The organism is Actinomycetota bacterium (assembly GCA_035540895.1).
In the GTDB taxonomy this organism is placed as follows: Bacteria; Actinomycetota; JAICYB01; order JAICYB01; family JAICYB01; genus DATLFR01.
In genome coordinates this window covers 1-16,828 of record DATLFR010000139.1, presented here as the reverse complement: position 1 = coordinate 16,828, position 16,828 = coordinate 1, and the positions used below count along the sequence as shown (strand labels likewise).

The window sequence follows — 16,828 nt, the reverse complement described above, 5'->3', positions numbered from 1 at the left end:
GTTCCGCGGAACGCTCTCCGCTCTCTCCCCCCGCACCGTCCCCCACGACCTCCCCTCGGCCCGATGATCTACGTGCCGCGCCTCATCCACCTCGCGTCCGGCGCATCCGAGGGCCGCACCCCACTCAACGCGTTCGACAACGCGCTGCTCGAAGCGGGGGCACACAACGCGAACCTGATCAGGGTCTCTTCGATCGTGCCGAAGGGGTGCCGCTTCGGACCGAAGCCCGACCTCCCCGTCGGGACGATCGTCCCCACCGTGTACGCCCACATCACGTCCAACGTCGCCGGCGAGATCATCTCCGCCTGCATCGGGGCAGGGATAGGGGCCGAGGGCGGGGTGCTGATGGAGTACAGCCACCGGGGGCCGGGCGACGACGCGGAGCGGGTCGTCCAGGCGATGGTGGAAGAGGGGTTCGCCCGGCGCGGCTGGACGCTCGACGACGTCCGCTTCGTGACCGGGGAGCACAAGGTCGACCGGCTCGGGAGCGCGGTCGCCGTCGCGATGATGTTGGATCCGGAACCCGTGAACACGGGAGGGAGGTGACGCGGATGAAGGCACTGGGTCGGCATCTCATAGTCGAGATGTGGGACGCGAGCAACATCAACTCGGCCGAGGCGTTGGAGCAGGCCCTGAAAGAGGCCGTGCGGGCCATCGACGGGACCCTCCTTGACGTCCGCGTCGTCGAGTTCCCCGTGCACGGAGTGACGGGCGTGGCCATCATCGCCGAGTCACACATCGCCGTGCACACGTGGCCCGAGTACGGGTACGCCGCCGTGGACATCTTCACCTGCAACCTGGAGGCGGATGTGCAGGCCGGGGTCGACGCGCTCAGCCGGTACCTGCTGCCGGGCCGGGTGCAGGTGACAGAGATCCGTCGTGGCATCGTCGGGGGCATGACCCCGAAGCCGGTCCCAGCTCGCGTGTCGTGAGCGAGCGGTACGCCGGCGACGGCGTCCGCACCTACGGGGAGAGCGTCACCGGCGGGTACGACTGGGTCTACACGGGGAACCTCCTGCACCGCGAGCAGACGCCGTACCAACAGCTCGAGGTCTGGGAGCACCCCTACTTCGGCCGGATGCTCCTGCTCGACGGATTCGTCCAGACGACCGAGCACGACGAGTTCCACTACCACGAGATGCTCGTCCACCCGGCTCTCGCGTCGCTCGGGCAGGTGCGCCATGTGCTCATCGTGGGGGGCGGCGACGGCGGTGCGCTCCGACGGGCGCTCGAGCACGGCCCGGAGCGGGTCGTCCAATGCGACATCGACGAAGCGGTCACGCGCGTGAGCCGCGAGCTCCTACCCAGCGTCTCCGCGGGCGCCCTCGACGACCCGAGGGCGGACATCGTCTTCGCGGACGGCGCGGCGTACGTGGAGGAGAACCCGGGATCGTTCGACGCGATCGTCGTGGATTCGACCGACCCGTTCGGTCCGGCCGCGGTCCTGTCCTCGGTCGGGTTCTTCGAGTCCTGCAGCCGGGCGCTTCGTCCCGGCGGGGTCATCGTCCAGCAGACGAGCAACCCGCTCTACCAATCCGACGAGATGAGGGTCGGGGTCCGCAACATGTCCTCGGTGTTCGAGACGACGGAGGTCTACCTCGGGGCGGTCCCCACGTACCCGGGCGTCGTCTGGTCGTTCACCTGCGGGACCCATGGCACCCCCGTCTCCCACACGTCCCCCGAGCAGGTGAGCGCGCGCCTGGGTGGCCGTGGCATCGCGACACGCTGCTACACGCCGGAGCTCCACCGGGCCGCCTTCGCCCTACCCGCCTACGTCCGCGACGCGGTGGACGAAGCGGTCGCCGAGGGTCGCGCGTGAGGGACGTGTTCCTGTCCGCCCGCCGGGCGGACGCCTCCTCGGCCGCGGCGGACGTCGTCATAGCGGGGTTCCCGGTCGACGACTCGGTGAGCTTCAGGTCGGGAGCCGCCTCGGGACCGGCCGGCATCCGGACGTTCTCCGACTCGATCGAGTCCTTCAGCCCGCGGCTCGGCCGCGACCTCGAGGATCTGGACATCGTCGACGTGGGGGACCCCTCCGACGCCGAGGCGTTCGTCGCCGGGGCATGGGCCGAGGGAGCCCGGCCCCTCCTGGTCTCCCTGGGCGGGGACCATTCGATCACGCCACCGCTCGTCGCATCGGTCGCGAGGCGCTGTCCGGGCCTCAGCGTGGTCGGATTCGACGCTCACCTCGATCTGCGGGCGACCTACCCTGGGGAGCACGCGTGCACGTTCCGGCGCATCACCGACGCGGGTGTCGCGTGCTCGGTCGTCGGGGTGCGGTCCGGCTCCCGCGAGGAGTGGGCGGACGCCCGTGGGCTCCTGCGCGATCATCCGCGCTCCCTGGACGTCACCGATCCCGACGGCCCCGTCTACGTCACCGTCGATATCGACGTCCTTGACCCGTCCGTCGCGCCGGGGGTCGGCAACCCGGAGCCCGATGGACCCCGGCTCGGGGAGCTGCTCGACGCGCTCTCGACGATCTCGCAGGTGGTCGCCTTCGACGTGGTGGAGGTGGCCCCGCCGCTCGACCCCTCCGGGGTCACGCAGGTCAGCGCTGCGGTCCTCGTGAGGGAGATGATCCTGGGGTTCGGCGGCTAGGCGCCTTCCGGCGACCTGCGGAGCACGTCGGCCTTCCGCTCCCGGACGAGGTCGCCCCCCTCGATCGGGCGGTCCTCCTTCTCCTCGACCAGCATCTGGGTGATGATCGACTGGGCCGCCGTCATCGTCCTCTCGATGGCCTCGCGGGCCTCCTCGTGGCGGTGCAGCGACTGCGCCCACAGGGCGACGGTGAGGCCTTGGAGGATCTCGTCGTTCAGCTCGAGCGCCTGGCGCCGACGTGCGGACATCTCCTCGAGCCTTCGCGCGTGGTCCTCGGCGCGCTTGCGCTCGGACACGTCGCGGATCGCGGCCGAGACGAGCGTCCCCTCGTGAGTCTCGAGGGGGGCGAAGCTGATGTCCACCGGGAACTCGCTGCCGTCCTTCCGTCGACCGCAGAGACCGGTCGCCTGGCCGATGCGCTGGAGCTCTCCCGCCGCAGCCGACCCGTCCGGCTGGGTGAACCGCTGTCCGTGGAACCGTTCAGGGAGCAGGGTCTCGATCGACCGCCCCACGAGCTCCTCCCTCCCGTACCCGAAGACCTGCTTCACCTGCGAGTTGGCCTCGACGATGACCTGCTCGCCGTCCAGGATCACGATCGGGTCCGGGGCGAACTCGAGGAACCTCCGGAACCGGTCCTCCGCGCCCTTCCGTTCGCTGACGTCGCGGACGGCCGCCGCGACCAGCAGCCCGCGTTCGGTCGCGATGGGGCTGAGGCTGATCTCGACGGGGAACTCCGTCCCGTCGCTGCGGACCCCGTACAGCTCGAGCTCTGGACCCATCGGGCGCACCTGCGGGTCGAGGAAGAACCCTGCCCGATGGTGGGCGTGCCTCGACCTGAATCGAGGGGGGACGAGCACCTCGATATGCTCGCCCACGAGTCGATCCCGGTCGTACCCGAAGATCTGCTCCGTCTGGCGGTTCACGATGGCTATCCGTCCGTCCGTGCCGGCGATCACCATCGCGTCGGGCGCAGACTCGAGCAGTGCGCGGAACATCGAGGACTCGTCGTATCGCCGGGTGACGTCGCGCGCTATGACGGAAGCCCCCACGCGCTCCTCGTTGGCGTCCTCGATCGGCGAGATCGACAGCGAGACCCGGATGAGCGACCCGTCCTTCCGCAGTCGCTCGGTCTCGTAGTGCTCGATGCGCTCACCGTCGAGGATCCGGCGCAGGATGTCCTTCTCCTCGCCCCGGCGGTGCGGTGGGATCAGGATCGATACGGGCTGCCCGACCGCCTCGGCGGCGGTGTAGCCGTACATCTGCTCGGCGCCGATGTTCCACGTCGTGATGACGCCGTCGCGGTCCTTGCCGTAGATCGCATCGTGCGACGACCTGATGATCGCGGCCAGATCGTCTGCATGCGCCATCCCTACGAACACCGTCCCGATACCAGGTACACGGCTCGCCGTGCCCTCCGATAGGAATATCCGTCCGTGCCTGGGCTCGTCCGTCTCAGGCTGACCGGCCCTCGCGGTGGCCGCGTGACCTGACCCACGCCAACGGGTGAAGGCGCCGCGATGGCGTGCCCCGTCCGCCGGCCGGGTGTGACAGGCTGCCCACGAACCGTTCGACCAGCCGGAGCGTCCCACGAGGGATCAGCAGTCCTCCCCGGTGCGCCGGGTGCTCCCCGAGCGTCAACCGGACGGGGTCGGGGTCGACCGCCACCCAGCCCCGCTCGATCACCGCCGGGACCGCCCGGGGGGCGATACCGCTGGACCTGAGCTCCTCTGAGATCTCGTCCCACGTCCGGCCCTGCTGCGAGCAGATGTCGGACGCGAAGATCTCGAAGGCGCGCTGCGCCCGGTCGCGCTGCTCGCGCTCCGGGAACCGTGGATGCATCTGCAAGGCGCCCATCGAACCCCTCCTGGATCGATCCGCTCTTGATGGAGTCGGCCCCGAACGGCCCGACTGAAGCCCCTGGCCCTGGAGGCTCGACATCTTCCGGGCCGACTAGTATCGTATGCACAGTAGTACGGGAAGGAGAGAAGCGATGGACACGAGCCAGCTCCTGAAGGGGGTCCTCGACCTGGCGGTCCTGGCGGTCCTCGCCCCCCAGGACGGATACGGTTACGACGTGGTCCGGCGTCTACGGGCGTCGGGGTTGGAGGACGTGGGCGACGCGTCGGTCTACGGCACCCTGAGGCGGCTGTACGCCCAGGGCCGTCTCACCTCCTACGTGGTGCCCTCCGAGGAGGGTCCGCACCGCAAGTACTACGGGCTGAACCAGTCCGGACGCGACCTGCTCGAGGACGCGACGAAGCAGTGGTCCGCGTTCGCCGATGCAGTGGACGCACTCGTGGGATCTGGGAGGAAGGTGGCATGAACAGGGTCGCGAGCGATGCCGAGGTGAAGCAGTACCTCTCAGAGGTGCGGACCCACCTGTCGGACCTGGGGACGGAGGAGCGCGAGGAGCTCGTCGAGGATCTGGAGGACCACCTGCGGGAGGTGGCGGCCGAGGAGGACGGCTCCCTGCGCGAGAGGCTGGGCGACCCGGACGCATACGCTGCCGAGCTCCGGGCCTCGGCCGGGCTCCCGCAGCGATCGCGTCGTCCTCGCCTCGAGGCGCTCAGCGCCCGGGTCGCCCGTTCGCGGCCCTACCGCGCCGCCGCCGAACTCTGGGAGGGCGAGAGCATCCAGCCCCTGCGCGCGTTCGCGACCGAGCTGCGTCCGGGCTGGTGGCTCCTGAGGGGATGGCTGGCCGCCATGGTCCTGACCGCGATGCAGCAGGGCCATCTCCATCGACGTGACGTGCCGATACCGGCGCTCGGCGGGAGCCGGCTGGTCGGTCTGGCGTCCGTGGTCGGCTTGGCGTGGGCATCGGTGGCCCTGGGGCGCCGGGCCGGGACAGGTGGGACGTGGCGGAAGATGTCGATCGTCGCGTCCGGCGCCGTGCTCCTGTCGAGCTTCTTCGTGACCCAGTCGGTGAGGTACAGAGAGGTGTACGCGGAGCCCGCCTGGGCGTACCAGGACGAGCACCTGCGGCATCGGGATGGCTCGGAGATCTCGAACATCTGCCCCCACGCATCCGACGGGACGCCGCTGAGCGATGTCCTGCTGTTCGACCAGTCCGGTCGGCCGATCGTCAACGTGCCCGCACCGCAGGAGGACAACATCTACCCCCGTCGGTCGACCGCGCTCACAGAGATCGACGAGTGTCCCGCGATCGTGGTGCTGCCTTCGCCCCGACCCGCGACCGGCCAGGCGCCCACGGAGACGGTGCCGCCCGCCGCCGCGGAGCAGCCGGAGGTGCCGCAGACCGAGGAGGGCGCGCCGCCCGGGTGACGGGCGCGTCCCTGCGACGCGGTCGCGTAGGCTGGGCGCGATGGTGCCGCCGACGCCTCCGACGAGCCGGTCGCTGGTCCCGGCGGTCTACCACGACCCCCCGTCCCAGCCCGACCCCGACTTCCTGCGGGCCGCCGAGTGGCTGCAGCGGGAGCCCTCTGACCCGGACGTCCGCGTGCTCGGGGTGCCGTTCTCGGCCCTCTCGCTGTCCGGAGCGTCGTGCGAGCTCACCCCGCAGGCCGTACGCGACGCGCTGTGGCGGCTGCCCACCTGGCACGCCGGCCGCGGGGTCGACCTGTCCGAGCTGGACGCGGTCGACGTGGGGGACGTCCGGCTGCGAGGCCTGGAGCCCATCGAGGCGCTGGAGGCCGTCGGGGAGGCGTGCTCGGCCCTGCGAGGACGTCCTGTCGCCCTCATCGGAGGTGACAACTCGATCACCCGTCCAGCGTTCAAGGGGCTGGACGCCTCGATGCTCGTGACGCTGGACGCCCACCACGACCTGCGGGCGGGGCTGTCCAACGGGTCCCCGGTCCGGATGCTCCTCGACGGCGGACTGCCCGGGGACCGGGTCTGGCAGATCGGCATCGCCGACCAGGGCAACGCCAGGGCGCACTCGGAGCTCGCCGACCAGGCCGGCATCAACGTCGTCCGGGTCGACGCGGTGCGGGAGCACGGTCTACGGACCTTCGTGGACCGCGCACTGGACGCGGCCGGGGACAGGGCCGTCTACGTGGACATGGACCTCGACGTGGTGGACCGCGCCCTGGCCCCCGGTTGCCCGGCTGCCCTCTCCGGGGGGCTGATGCCCGGGGACGTGATCGACGCGGCGTTCCGGTTCGGCGCCCATCCGTCGGTCGTCGCGATGGACATCGTGGAGGTCGACCCGACCCGCGACGTCGAACAGGTGACGGTCCGGCTCGCGGCTCAGGTGCTGCTCGCGTTCCTGGCCGGGGTGGCCACGCGGTGATCGACCGCGTCGTCGAGATCGACGGAGGTCCTCTGCGCGTGGAGGACGTCGTGGCGGTGGCCCGCGAGGGAGCCCCGGTCCGGCTGACACCCCGAAGCGTCGAGCTGATGCTGCGGTCCCGGGCCGTGGTCGAGGACGCGGTCCGGGAGGGACGCGTCGAGTACGGGATCACGACCGGCTTCGGGGCGCTATCCGATGTCCGCGTCCCCGACGATGAGCTCGAGGCGATGCAGCTCTCGCTGGTCCGGTCGCACGCGGCCGGTGTGGGGAAGCCCCTGGAGGTCGAGGTGGTCCGGGCCATGCTGTTGCTGCGCGCCCGGACCCTCGCCACCGGCTACTCCGGGGTCCGTCCGCTCGTCGCCGAGGGACTGGTCGAGATGCTGAACCGCAAGGTGCACCCCGTCGTCCCCGAGCAGGGTTCGGTCGGGTCGTCCGGCGACCTGGCCCAGCTCGCGCACCTCGCGCTCCCCCTGGTCGGCGAGGGCGAGGCGGTCGTGCACGGCCGGCGCATGCGGGGCGCGGAGGCCATGGGGCTCGCCGGGCTCGAGCCGATCGAGCTCTCCTACAAGGAGGGGCTCGCGCTCGTGAACGGCACGGAGGGGATGCTCGCCATCGGGTGCCTGGCGCTGACCGACGCCGAGACGCTGGCCCGGACGGCCGACGTCGTCTGCGCGATGACCATAGAGGGGCTGCACGGGACGGACCGGCCCTTCGACCCCCGCCTGCACGCTCTCCGCCCCCATCCCGGACAGCAGCTCTCGGCGGAGAACCTGCGCCGCCTGCTCGCCGGATCCCCGATCGTGGAGTCGCACCGCCACTCCGACCACGCCGTTCAGGATGCCTACTCCCTCCGGTGCGCCCCGCAGGTGCACGGCGCGTGCCGGGACGTGATCTCCTACGCGCGCGGCGTCTTCGAGCGTGAGCTCGCCTCGGTGGCGGACAACCCCCTCGTCTTCTCCGAGACCGGGGAGGTGCTGACGAACGGGAACTTCCACGGGGAGCCGCTCGGGTTCGCCCTCGACTTCCTCGCCCAGGCCCTGGCCGAGCTCGGGAGCATCAGCGAGCGCAGGTCGGACCGGATGCTCGACCCGACGCACTCCGAGGGTCTCCCGCCGTTCCTCACCGAACGTCCGGGACTGGGCTCGGGGTTCATGCTCGCCCAGTACACGCAGGCGGCCCTGGTCGCCGAGAACCGCCTCCTCGCGTCGCCGGCAACCGTCGACACGATCCCCACGTCCGGGACGAAGGAGGACCACGTCGCGATGGGGTGGAACGCGGCGATCAAGCTGCGCCGCGTCATCGCGAACCTCTCCAGGATCATGGCCATCGAGGCGATGTGCGCGGCCCAGTCGCTCGAGCTCCGGGAGCCCGACCCCGCCCCCGGGACGGCGGCCGCGCTCGCTGTCGTCCGCGAGCACTGCGCCCCGCTGACCGACGACCGGGTGATAGGCACGGACATCGAGGAGCTCGCCACCGAGCTCGTCGAGTCCGGACGCCTCGCCGACGCCGCGGCCGCCGCGATCGGGGGGCTGCGATGAGCCGAGTGGTGCGCGCCGCCCGCGGGCCCGAGCTGAGATGCCGGACGTGGCAGGCGGAGGCCGCGCTCCGCTGCCTGGAGAACAACCTCGATCCGGACGTCGCCGAGCGGCCGGAGGATCTCGTCGTCTACGGCGGCACCGGACGCGCCGCTCGCTCGTGGGAGGCGTTCGAGGCGATATGCGCGACGCTGCGGCGGCTGGCCCCGGACGAGACGCTGCTCGTCGGGTCGGGCAAGCCCGTGGGGGTCTTCCGGACGCATGAGATGGCCCCCCGCGTCCTGATCGCCAACTCCCTCCTCGTCCCGCGCTGGGCGACCTGGGAGGAGTTCCGGCGGCTGGAGGCCGAGGGGTTGACGATGTACGGCCAGATGACGGCCGGGTCGTGGATATACATCGGCACGCAGGGGATCCTCCAGGGCACCTACCAGACGTTCGCGGCCATAGCCGAGCTCCGCTTCGGCGGTTCGCTGCGCGGCCGGCTGGTCCTGACCGCCGGGCTCGGCGGGATGGGGGGCGCGCAACCGCTCGCGGTGACGATGAACGAAGGCGTCGCCCTCTGCATCGAGGTCGACCCCGACCGGATCGACCGCCGGATCGAGCACCGGTACCTCGACGAGCGGATCGACGACCTCGACGAGGCCGTCCACGCCGCTCTGGCCGCGAAGCGAGATGGACGCGCGCTCTCGATAGGTGTCCCCGGCAACGCCGCCGACATCTACCCCCTCCTGCTCGCACGCGGCTTGGAGGTCGACATCGTGACCGACCAGACCGCCGCGCACGACCCGCTGAGCGGCTACGTCCCGCGGGGGCACGACCCGGGCGACGCCGCCCACCTCCGCCAGGACGACCCGGACCGCTACCTGAAGGAGGCGGCCGAGTCGATCGTCTCCCACGTGGATGCCATGGTCGGGTTCCAGCGCGCGGGAGCCGAGGTCTTCGACTACGGCAACAACCTCCGGGGCGAGGCGGCCGCGGCCGGCTACCCCGACGCGTTCTCCTACCCCGGCTTCGTCCCGGCCTACATCCGGCCCCTGTTCGCGCGGGGTTCGGGGCCGTTCCGCTGGGTCGCCCTCTCCGGCGACGCGGAGGACATCGCGGCGACCGATCGGGCGGTGGCCGAGGAGTTCCCGGACGACGAGGCGCTCCAGCGTTGGCTGCGCCTGGCCCGGGAGCGGGTGGCCTTCCAGGGGCTCCCGGCCCGGATCTGCTGGCTCGCGCTCGGACAGCGCCACCGGGCGGGCCTGCGGTTCAACGAGCTGGTGGCGTCCGGGGAGCTGAAGGCTCCCGTCGTCATCGGGCGCGACCACCTCGATACAGGCAGCGTCGCCTCCCCGTGGCGGGAGACGGAGGCGATGGCCGACGGGTCCGACGCTATAGCCGACTGGCCCGTCCTGAACGCGCTGCTCAACACCGCCTCGGGGGCGTCCTGGGTCGCGGTCCACCACGGAGGCGGGGTCGGGATAGGCAACTCGATACACGCGGGAGCCCAGGTCGTCTGCGACGGCACCGCCGACGCGGAGGTCCGGATCGAGCGCGTCCTCACGAACGACCCGGGCATCGGGGTGGCCCGGCACGCGGACGCCGGGTACCGGACGGCGATCGAGACGGCGTCCGAGCAGGGGGTGGACCTCCCCATGTCCCCCACGCCGCGTGACTGACCTCGTCGTCCGCAACTGCTCCGAGGTCGTGACTTGCGATCCGTCCTGTGGCGTCGTCGAGAGCGGGGCGGTTGCGATCACGGACGGGCGCGTGACATGGGTCGGTCCGGACGGCGAGGCTCCCGTTGCGCTCGAGGAGCTCGACGCGGCCGGCCGAGCGGTGGTCCCCGGGCTCGTGGACGCGCACACACACCTCGTCTTCGCGGGAGAACGGCGTGAGGAGTTCGCCGCCCGCGCGTCCGGCCGTCCCTACGAGGCAGGCGGCATCCTCACGACCGTCGACGCGACGAACGCGGCGACCGACGACGATCTCTTGGAGGGCGTCCTTCGCCGGCTCGATCACCTGCTGGCGCACGGGACCACGACGGTCGAGGCCAAGTCCGGCTACGCGCTGACGACCGAGGGTGAGCGCCGCCTCCTCCAGCTGCTCGCGGAGGCGGATCGCCGCCACCCGGTGAACCTCGAGATCACCTTCTGCGGCGCCCACGCGGTGCCCCCCGGCACGGACCCCGACGCGTTCGTAGAGGGGGTCGCCGAGGAGATGACGCCGGTCTGCGCGCCGCTCGCCCGCTGGGTCGACGTCTTCTGCGACCAGGGTGCCTTCACGGCGGAGCAGTCACGCCGGGTCCTTCGGGCTGGGCGGGAGCACGGGCTCGAGGTGCGGATCCACGCGAACGAGCTCGCCGACTCGGGCGGGGTCGAGCTGGCTTGCGAGCTCGCAGCGGCGTCCGCCGACCACCTGCTGTTCGTGTTGCCGGAGCAGGCTTCCGCGATGGCTGCAGCCGGGGTCACGGGTGTGCTCTGCCCGGTGACGGCGCTGTCTCTGGGACGGTTCCCGGACGCCCGGATGATGCGGGAAGCCGGGATGACGCTCGCGCTCGGGTCCGACCTGAACCCGGGGATGGCGCCGGACGCCCACCTCCAGCTCGCGATCGCGATCGCGGTCCGGACCATCGGGATGGACCCGACCCAGGCGCTCGCGGCCGCCACCGCGGGGGCGGCGGCTTCGCTCCGGCGTCCGGACATCGGCCGCCTCATCCCCGGCTCCCGCGCGGACCTGGTGATCCTCGCGTCCGACTCCCACCTGTCGCTCGGCTACGAGGCGGGAGCCAACCTGGCCGATGTCGTGGTGTGCGGCGGCGTCGTCGCGGAGGGGAGCCCTCGTCCGGACCTGGGACGCACCCCACGCCTCTGACGTTGACCGCGTTAGGGGGCGTTGTTATCTTCGCTCCAGCGCGGGAGGGGCCGCGCCGCGACCCGCCGGAAGGCTCGAAGCCACCCCCGGAGTGACGGACGAGCATCGGCATCACCGAGCTCTCAGAGGAGCCCGCGCGGGTCCGGGGCGAGAGCGAGGTGTGCGATGAAGATCCTGCCCGAGACCCCGAGTCTCGACTTCCTTCGCCGGGAGGCGAAGGACCTGCTCGCCGTGCTGCGGGAGAACGACGCGTCGGTGACGCTGAGCGACGCGCAGCGGACGCTCGCCGAACGCTACGGCTTCCGGTCGTGGACGGAGCTCAAGGCCGAGGTCGAGCGGCGCCGGGCCGCGGACGCGAGCGTCGACCAGCAGTTGGGAGCCGAGCTCGCTGAGGCGTTCGGGCTCGGCACCCCCGTCGCCCCCATGTCGCAGCTCGCGTGGTCGCAGACCGGGGAGGACTGGAAGCTACAGACGGACGCCGGCACTTGGAGGGTCCGGACGATCCTCGACTGGATCACCCCGCAGATGCTCGAGGACGCCGCCCGTCTGCGGGAGGCCGCCATCGCGCGCGGGATGGTCGCTCCCGTCCCCGTACGCAGCCCAGGCGGGAGCCTCGTCGAGAGCGTCCAGGGCAAGCGTTGGTGCGCGGACGTGTGGCTCGACGTGGGGCCCGAGCCCGTGAAGCCCGCGTCCGAGGAGGTCGCGCGCGGCGTCGGGCGCATCCTGGGGACCCTGCACTCTACGGCGCTGCCGGCCACCGGTCCGGTCAACCCGTGGCTGACACAGCGTCGGACGCCGGACCAGTGGCACCGCATCGCCGACACCGTGCGCGCCTCGGGAGCCGAGTGGGCGACGGCTCTCGACGACGCGTTGGTCCACATCGTCGACCTGACCGCGATCGAGACGCCACAGACGGACGAGGAGCCGATCCTGTGCATCTGCGACCTGTCCGTCCGGACGTGCGGCGACTCGCTCGCCGTCACGCACTGGGACTTCTCAGGTTCGTTCCTGCGGAGCATGGAGCTCGCGTCCGTGCTGAGTTCGTGGTCCGTCGCGCCCGATGGCGCACCGGACGAGCGGGCCGTCCGGGCCCTGGTGGACGGCTACCGGTCGGTCTCCGGTTACGTGCCGACGCTGACGCTCGGGAGCTTCGTCGCGGATATCGCAGCCTGGCTCAACTGGACCGCGGGCCGGATCTCGGGGGCTCTCCAGGGTCCGGACCCGGAGTGGCGCCGGCGCGAGGTGCTGGAGCTGCGGGGTCTGCTGGCCCGACCCCGGACACGGGACCACTACCTGCGGATCCTCGCCGCCCTGGCGTAGCGAGCGAAGAGGCCGGCCCGGCTCCCACCTCTCGCGGGAGCCGGGCCCCCGTCGCGAGTCATTCGGGTGTGACGGTCCGGTAGCTGCGCTTCCAGAAGACGAGAGGCTGCGCGTCGAGCGCCGGTTCCACGTCGACCACCTCGGCCACGAAGATGGAGTGGTCACCGCCGTCGTGGGTGTCGCGCACCCGGCACTCGATGTACCCGTTGCAGCCGGCGATGCGGGGGATGTCCAGCGTGCGGGACGGGACGGTCCGGACGCCCTCCCACCGCTCGGCGTCGGAGAGATCCCGCACCGCGAAGCGGCGGGACAGGTCGGCCTGTCCGGCTCCCAGGACGTTGACGACGAACTCGCCCGAGCTCTCGATCCATCCGTGCGCCCGGGCCGTCCGGTCGATGCAGGCCAGCAGGAGGAGCGGGTCGAGGGACACGGAGGTCACCGTGTTGGCGGTCATCCCGTGGGGGCCGTCCTCGCCCCGCATGGTGAGGACGCAGACCCCGGTAGGGAGCCGGCGCATCACTGTGCGGTAGTCGTCGGCGGTCGGCGCCATCGCGCGCGTACGCTACCATCCTGGCTCGGCTGCACACCCGGAGGTCGCGATGACGCGGTGGAGGAACTGGGGCCGCACGGCGACCTGCTCCCCCCGCGAGATACGGGCGGTCCGAAGCGAGTCCGAGATCGTGGAGGCGCTGCGGACGGGCGGGCCGGTGAAGGTCGTGGGGTCGGGCCACTCCTTCACGGACATCGCCTGCACCGACGGGCTGATGCTGACGATGGACGGCTACGACGGCGTCCTGTCCGTGGACCGGGGGTCGGGCCTCGTGACCGTGCAGGCGGGCATCACGCTGCACCGCCTGAACGCGGCGCTCGCGGCGAACGGGCTGGCGCTCGAGAACCTCGGCGATATCGCCTACCAGACGGTGGCGGGCGCGATATCGACGGGCACCCACGGGACCGGCCTCCGATACGGCAACATCTCGACGCAGGTGGCCGGGTTGAGGATCGTCACCGCCGCGGGCGAGGTGGTGGAGCTCGGTGAGGGCGACGACGAGCTGAAGGCGGCCAGGGTCTCCCTCGGCGCGCTCGGGGTGATCTCCACCGTGACGCTGCGATGCGTCCCGGCCTTCAGCCTCTACGCGCAGGAGGAGGGGGCGAGGCTCGACGACGTGCTGGGGGACCTCGACGAGCTCGCCGACTCCAACGACCACGCGGAGTTCTTCTGGTTCCCGCACACGGACGCCGTCCTGCTGAAGCGCAACAACCGCACCGACCGTCCCCCGACGCCACGCCGTCCGGTGAAGTCGTTCGTTTCCGACTACGTCCTCGCCAACGGCGTGTTCGGCGCGGTCGCCCGGGTCGGCCGCGCGCGTCCGGACCGGGTGCCCGACCTGGCTCGGTTCGTCGCGGGCCAGCTGGGCCGCAGACGCGTCGTGCTCCCATCCCACGAGGCGTTCTCGAGCCCGCGGCTGGTCCGCTTCGCCGAGATGGAGTACGCGGTCCCCCGCGAGCACGCCCGCGACGCGGTGCTGCGGGTCCGGGAGCTCATCGAGACGCGGGGCTTCCGGATCAGCTTCCCGGTCGAGGTCCGCTTCGTGGCCTCGGACGAGAGCTGGCTCTCGCCGGCGTTCGGGCGCCAGACCTGCTACATCGCCGTCCACACCTACCGCGGTGTCGACCACCGGGAGTACTTCACGGCGGTCGAGTCGGTGATGCGCTCATACGAGGGCCGTCCGCACTGGGGGAAGATCCACTTCCGCGCCGCGGCCGACCTCCGCGAGGTCTACCCGCGGTGGGACGACTTCGCCGCCCTGCGCTCGAAGCTCGACCCGCAGGGACGTCTCCGCAACGCGTACCTGGACCGCGTGCTCGGCCCGGTCGGCTGACGGACCTCAACCCACCACGCGTGAGATCCAGGAGTCGGGCTCGGCGAGCTCCTCGCTGGTGGGCAGGGTCTCCGGGTTCTCCCAGACCCTGTTGAGGGTGGCGATGTCACGGACCCCGGCCACGTAGCGGCAGAACCTGAGCCCGTCCTCGTACTGGCGGCGCTTCAGCTCGATGCCGAGCAGGCGCTCCAGCAGCTGCTCCCCGGGTGAGTTGGTTGCCTTCCGCCGGTCCATCACCTCCCGCAGGCGGGCGTGGTCGGACAGCAGCCTGGCTCCCACCGCGTCCATGACGAAGGTCGCGTACCCCTCCGCGATCGTCATGAAGGCCTGCAGACGCCCGACGGCGTCCCTCCCGAGAGGGGTCCAGGCGGCCTGCATGATCCGCTCCGGATCGGAGAGGAGGTCCATCATCCGCTCGGGGTCGGAGATGTCGAACCCCTCGAAGGCCGAGGCGAGCCGCGTCGGGTCGAGGTCGAGCGAGTCGATCACCGCCCGGATCTGCGCGTGGAAGTAGTTGCGGGTCCACGTCCGGCTGAACTGCAGATGGTGGACGACCTCATGCAGGGCGATCCAGTAGCGGAACTGGGCCGGGTCGAGGCTCCAGTCCTGCTCGACCTTCCGCATGTTGCTCACGACGTACAGGAGGCGGCCGCCGGACGGGTCGGGCAGGACGAGCTCGTACTGTCCGACGACGTGCGGCGCCATGTACCCAAGCACGAACCCTGACTGCAGCCCCATGAGGAGCCCCCCCACCTGACGCATCGCCTGCATCGCCTGCGGCGGCAGGGCGATCGGCAGGTCGGCAGGGAGCGCCGCCGCCGTCAGCTTGTTCGCGAGCGGCTCCATGAGCAGCTTGAAGACGGAGATGTTCTCCTCGACCCACCTCCGGCGCGTCACCGCATGCACGGGCGCGACCGCACCCGTCACGAGCTCGGTGAACGACTCGCACTCGAGCTGGGCCGCGCGGGACATCCCCTCCAGCTCCCGTTGCGCCTCGGCCAGGTCTCCCGGGTCGGGCTCGTCCTCGGAGCCCAGCGCAACGCCGATCTGCCGGGCCAGCTCCCAGTTCACGGGTCCCTGCTCGGCCAGGAGCCGGTACAGCTCCCGCAGCACGGGCACCTGCTCCCACCAGTCGGGCGCGGGTCGCGGGATGCCGGTGGGCTCTATGGGGGGTCCGTCCATGAAGGCTAGTGTAGGCTCGAGTCCTTCCACGAGCTGAGGGGAGCCGTCCTGAGCGTCGTCGCCATAACGGGTGCTTCGGGACGAGTGGGCAGGGCTCTCATCGAGCGCCTGGACCCACGCGACGACGTGTCCAGGATCGTCGCGGTGGACGTCGGGGAGCCCGGGTTCACGGCTCGCAACCTCGAGTTCTACCGTCTGGACGTCCGGTCCGCCTCTCTCGTCGAGGTCCTGCGGGGGTGCGACGCGCTGATCCACCTGGCGACCTCCTACGGGAGCGGCGACGAGGCGCACGACGTGGTGGTCGGGGGGACCCGCAACGCGCTGCGGGCCGCGGCCGAGGCCGGCGTCCCCCACGTGGTGGTCCGGTCGGCGGTCGAGGCTCTCGGCGCCCACCCGGACAACGACTACCCGCTCACCGAGGGGTCGCCGCTGCGGCCGATCCCCGCATCCGCGCTGTCGCTGCACCGCGCGGAGGCGGAGGAGGTGGCGGGCGCGTTCGCGGAGGAGAACCCGTCTACCGCCGTGGCGGTGCTGAGGATGGCACCAGGGCTCGACGCCTCGGACGGCCTGGGCGTGAGGCTCCTGGGCGGGACCGTGGCCGTGCGGGTGCAGGGGTACGACGCGGAGTTCCAGCTGCTCGACCCGTCCGACGCGGCGCGGGCGCTCGAGTTCGCCGTGGACAGGCGGCTCGGAGGGGTCTTCCACGTCTGCCCAGACGACCGCGTGACCCTGAGCGAGGCCGTCCGGACGGTCGGAGCGCGCGAGGTCGTGGTGACCCATCAGGAGGCCGACGTCCGCATCGCTCGCCTGGCGAAGATGCGCCTGACCACGTTGGACCCGTCCGAGGCCCCCTTCCTGATGTACCCATGGGCGATGTCGGGTGCGAAGCTCGCCGAGCTCGGGTTCTCCTGTGAGCGGACGAGTCGAGACGTCCTCTCCGCAGCGGCGGCGGCCGCGGGCACCCGGGTGATCGTTGGGCCGGTGCGTGCCCGCCCGCGCGACCTCGTGATGGCGGCGCTGGGTGCGGCGGCCCTCGCGGGCGGGCTCGCCCGCCGTCGCGCGCGTCGAACCCGCGCCTGAAGCCGTCCGGGGGTTCCCACCCTCCTCGCGCCGTGGCACGATGGTCTCTCCAGAGGGGGCCGCGTGCGTTGTAGCATCAGATACCGGGTGTATCCACGAGGGGTCACCAGCATCATCTCCAACAT

The 16,828-nt window shown here is 71.5% G+C and carries 17 protein-coding genes; 13 read left to right on the top strand and 4 right to left on the bottom strand.

Annotated features, from left to right (window positions below; all coding sequences use genetic code 11):
- Positions 1–63: 63 nt before the first annotated feature.
- From VM840_07890 to speB, 4 genes are read left to right on the top strand one after another with little or no spacing between them, the layout of a single operon-like run.
- Positions 64–546: an arginine decarboxylase, pyruvoyl-dependent gene (locus tag VM840_07890; protein HVL81495.1), complete on the top strand. Its 483-nt coding sequence runs from the start codon at positions 64–66 to the stop codon at positions 544–546.
- Positions 547–551: 5 nt separating this feature from the next.
- Positions 552–932 (top strand): adenosylmethionine decarboxylase, encoded by a 381-nt coding sequence (speD, locus tag VM840_07885; GenBank protein HVL81494.1) that lies wholly within the window; start codon positions 552–554, stop codon positions 930–932.
- Entirely contained in the window at positions 929–1,819 is an 891-nt protein-coding gene (gene speE, locus VM840_07880; GenBank protein ID HVL81493.1) for a polyamine aminopropyltransferase, read from the top strand. Before speD ends, speE begins: the two co-directional genes overlap by 4 nt.
- Complete coding sequence (gene speB, locus VM840_07875; GenBank protein HVL81492.1) at positions 1,816–2,598, top strand: agmatinase; 783 nt, start codon at positions 1,816–1,818, stop codon at positions 2,596–2,598. The genes speE and speB overlap by 4 nt, the downstream gene beginning before the upstream one ends.
- Here the strand turns inward: speB and VM840_07870 are convergent.
- Together VM840_07870 and VM840_07865 are read right to left on the bottom strand one after the other, a co-directional pair.
- Positions 2,595–3,965 (bottom strand): PAS domain S-box protein, encoded by a 1,371-nt coding sequence (locus VM840_07870; GenBank protein ID HVL81491.1) that lies wholly within the window; start codon positions 3,963–3,965, stop codon positions 2,595–2,597. The genes speB and VM840_07870 overlap by 4 nt on opposite strands.
- 85 nt (positions 3,966–4,050) lie before the next feature.
- Positions 4,051–4,452, bottom strand: a complete 402-nt coding sequence (locus VM840_07865; protein HVL81490.1) for a hypothetical protein — start codon at positions 4,450–4,452, stop codon at positions 4,051–4,053.
- A 136-nt stretch (positions 4,453–4,588) separates the two neighbouring features.
- Here VM840_07865 and VM840_07860 point away from each other — a divergent pair, with 136 nt between their 5' ends.
- The 7 genes from VM840_07860 (at position 4,589) to VM840_07830 (ending at position 12,558) form a co-directional block, all read left to right on the top strand.
- Positions 4,589–4,921 (top strand): PadR family transcriptional regulator, encoded by a 333-nt coding sequence (locus tag VM840_07860; protein ID HVL81489.1) that lies wholly within the window; start codon positions 4,589–4,591, stop codon positions 4,919–4,921.
- A complete protein-coding gene (locus tag VM840_07855; GenBank protein ID HVL81488.1) occupies positions 4,918–5,880 on the top strand; it encodes a hypothetical protein in 963 nt (320 codons plus the stop codon). Before VM840_07860 ends, VM840_07855 begins: the two co-directional genes overlap by 4 nt.
- Positions 5,881–5,920: 40 nt before the next feature.
- Positions 5,921–6,847: an arginase family protein gene (locus VM840_07850; protein ID HVL81487.1), complete on the top strand. Its 927-nt coding sequence runs from the start codon at positions 5,921–5,923 to the stop codon at positions 6,845–6,847.
- Positions 6,844–8,385 (top strand): histidine ammonia-lyase, encoded by a 1,542-nt coding sequence (gene hutH / locus VM840_07845; protein ID HVL81486.1) that lies wholly within the window; start codon positions 6,844–6,846, stop codon positions 8,383–8,385. The genes VM840_07850 and hutH overlap by 4 nt, the downstream gene beginning before the upstream one ends.
- Positions 8,382–10,043: a urocanate hydratase gene (hutU, locus tag VM840_07840; protein ID HVL81485.1), complete on the top strand. Its 1,662-nt coding sequence runs from the start codon at positions 8,382–8,384 to the stop codon at positions 10,041–10,043. The genes hutH and hutU overlap by 4 nt, the downstream gene beginning before the upstream one ends.
- Positions 10,036–11,238 carry an imidazolonepropionase gene (hutI, locus tag VM840_07835; protein HVL81484.1) on the top strand — a complete coding sequence of 401 codons (1,203 nt, stop codon included), beginning with the start codon at positions 10,036–10,038 and terminating at the stop codon, positions 11,236–11,238. Before hutU ends, hutI begins: the two co-directional genes overlap by 8 nt.
- Positions 11,239–11,403: 165 nt before the next feature.
- Positions 11,404–12,558, top strand: coding sequence for a phosphotransferase (locus VM840_07830; protein ID HVL81483.1), 1,155 nt, complete (start codon positions 11,404–11,406; stop codon positions 12,556–12,558).
- Between the two features lie 58 nt (positions 12,559–12,616).
- On the opposite strand, the gene VM840_07825 is transcribed toward VM840_07830, so the two are convergent.
- A complete protein-coding gene (locus VM840_07825; GenBank protein HVL81482.1) occupies positions 12,617–13,108 on the bottom strand; it encodes a flavin reductase family protein in 492 nt (163 codons plus the stop codon).
- A 49-nt stretch (positions 13,109–13,157) separates the two neighbouring features.
- On the opposite strand from VM840_07825, the gene VM840_07820 reads away from it, so the two are divergent.
- Positions 13,158–14,441: a D-arabinono-1,4-lactone oxidase gene (locus VM840_07820; GenBank protein HVL81481.1), complete on the top strand. Its 1,284-nt coding sequence runs from the start codon at positions 13,158–13,160 to the stop codon at positions 14,439–14,441.
- 6 nt (positions 14,442–14,447) lie between these two features.
- Here the strand turns inward: VM840_07820 and VM840_07815 are convergent, their stop codons facing one another.
- Positions 14,448–15,623, bottom strand: a complete 1,176-nt coding sequence (locus tag VM840_07815; GenBank protein HVL81480.1) for a zinc-dependent metalloprotease — start codon at positions 15,621–15,623, stop codon at positions 14,448–14,450.
- A 33-nt stretch (positions 15,624–15,656) separates the two neighbouring features.
- Between VM840_07815 and VM840_07810 the strand changes: the two genes are divergently transcribed.
- The gene (locus tag VM840_07810) at positions 15,657–16,703 is read left to right on the top strand and encodes an NAD-dependent epimerase/dehydratase family protein (protein ID HVL81479.1); all 1,047 of its coding nucleotides are present in this window, start codon (positions 15,657–15,659) and stop codon (positions 16,701–16,703) included.
- The last annotated feature ends 125 nt before the right edge of the window (positions 16,704–16,828 follow it).

What these genes read in the sequence shown, in the direction of transcription:
- VM840_07890 (HVL81495.1), top strand. Translation starts at nt 64, where the DNA reads ATGATCTACGTGCCGCGCCTCATCCACCTCGCGTCCGGCGCATCCGAG.
- speD (HVL81494.1), top strand. Translation starts at nt 552, where the DNA reads ATGAAGGCACTGGGTCGGCATCTCATAGTCGAGATGTGGGACGCGAGC.
- VM840_07870 (HVL81491.1), bottom strand. Translation starts at nt 3,965, where the DNA reads ATGGCGCATGCAGACGATCTGGCCGCGATCATCAGGTCGTCGCACGAT.
- VM840_07865 (HVL81490.1), bottom strand. Translation starts at nt 4,452, where the DNA reads ATGGGCGCCTTGCAGATGCATCCACGGTTCCCGGAGCGCGAGCAGCGC.
- VM840_07860 (HVL81489.1), top strand. Translation starts at nt 4,589, where the DNA reads ATGGACACGAGCCAGCTCCTGAAGGGGGTCCTCGACCTGGCGGTCCTG.
- VM840_07855 (HVL81488.1), top strand. Translation starts at nt 4,918, where the DNA reads ATGAACAGGGTCGCGAGCGATGCCGAGGTGAAGCAGTACCTCTCAGAG.
- VM840_07850 (HVL81487.1), top strand. Translation starts at nt 5,921, where the DNA reads ATGGTGCCGCCGACGCCTCCGACGAGCCGGTCGCTGGTCCCGGCGGTC.
- hutU (HVL81485.1), top strand. Translation starts at nt 8,382, where the DNA reads ATGAGCCGAGTGGTGCGCGCCGCCCGCGGGCCCGAGCTGAGATGCCGG.
- VM840_07830 (HVL81483.1), top strand. Translation starts at nt 11,404, where the DNA reads ATGAAGATCCTGCCCGAGACCCCGAGTCTCGACTTCCTTCGCCGGGAG.
- VM840_07825 (HVL81482.1), bottom strand. Translation starts at nt 13,108, where the DNA reads ATGGCGCCGACCGCCGACGACTACCGCACAGTGATGCGCCGGCTCCCT.
- VM840_07820 (HVL81481.1), top strand. Translation starts at nt 13,158, where the DNA reads ATGACGCGGTGGAGGAACTGGGGCCGCACGGCGACCTGCTCCCCCCGC.
- VM840_07815 (HVL81480.1), bottom strand. Translation starts at nt 15,623, where the DNA reads ATGGACGGACCCCCCATAGAGCCCACCGGCATCCCGCGACCCGCGCCC.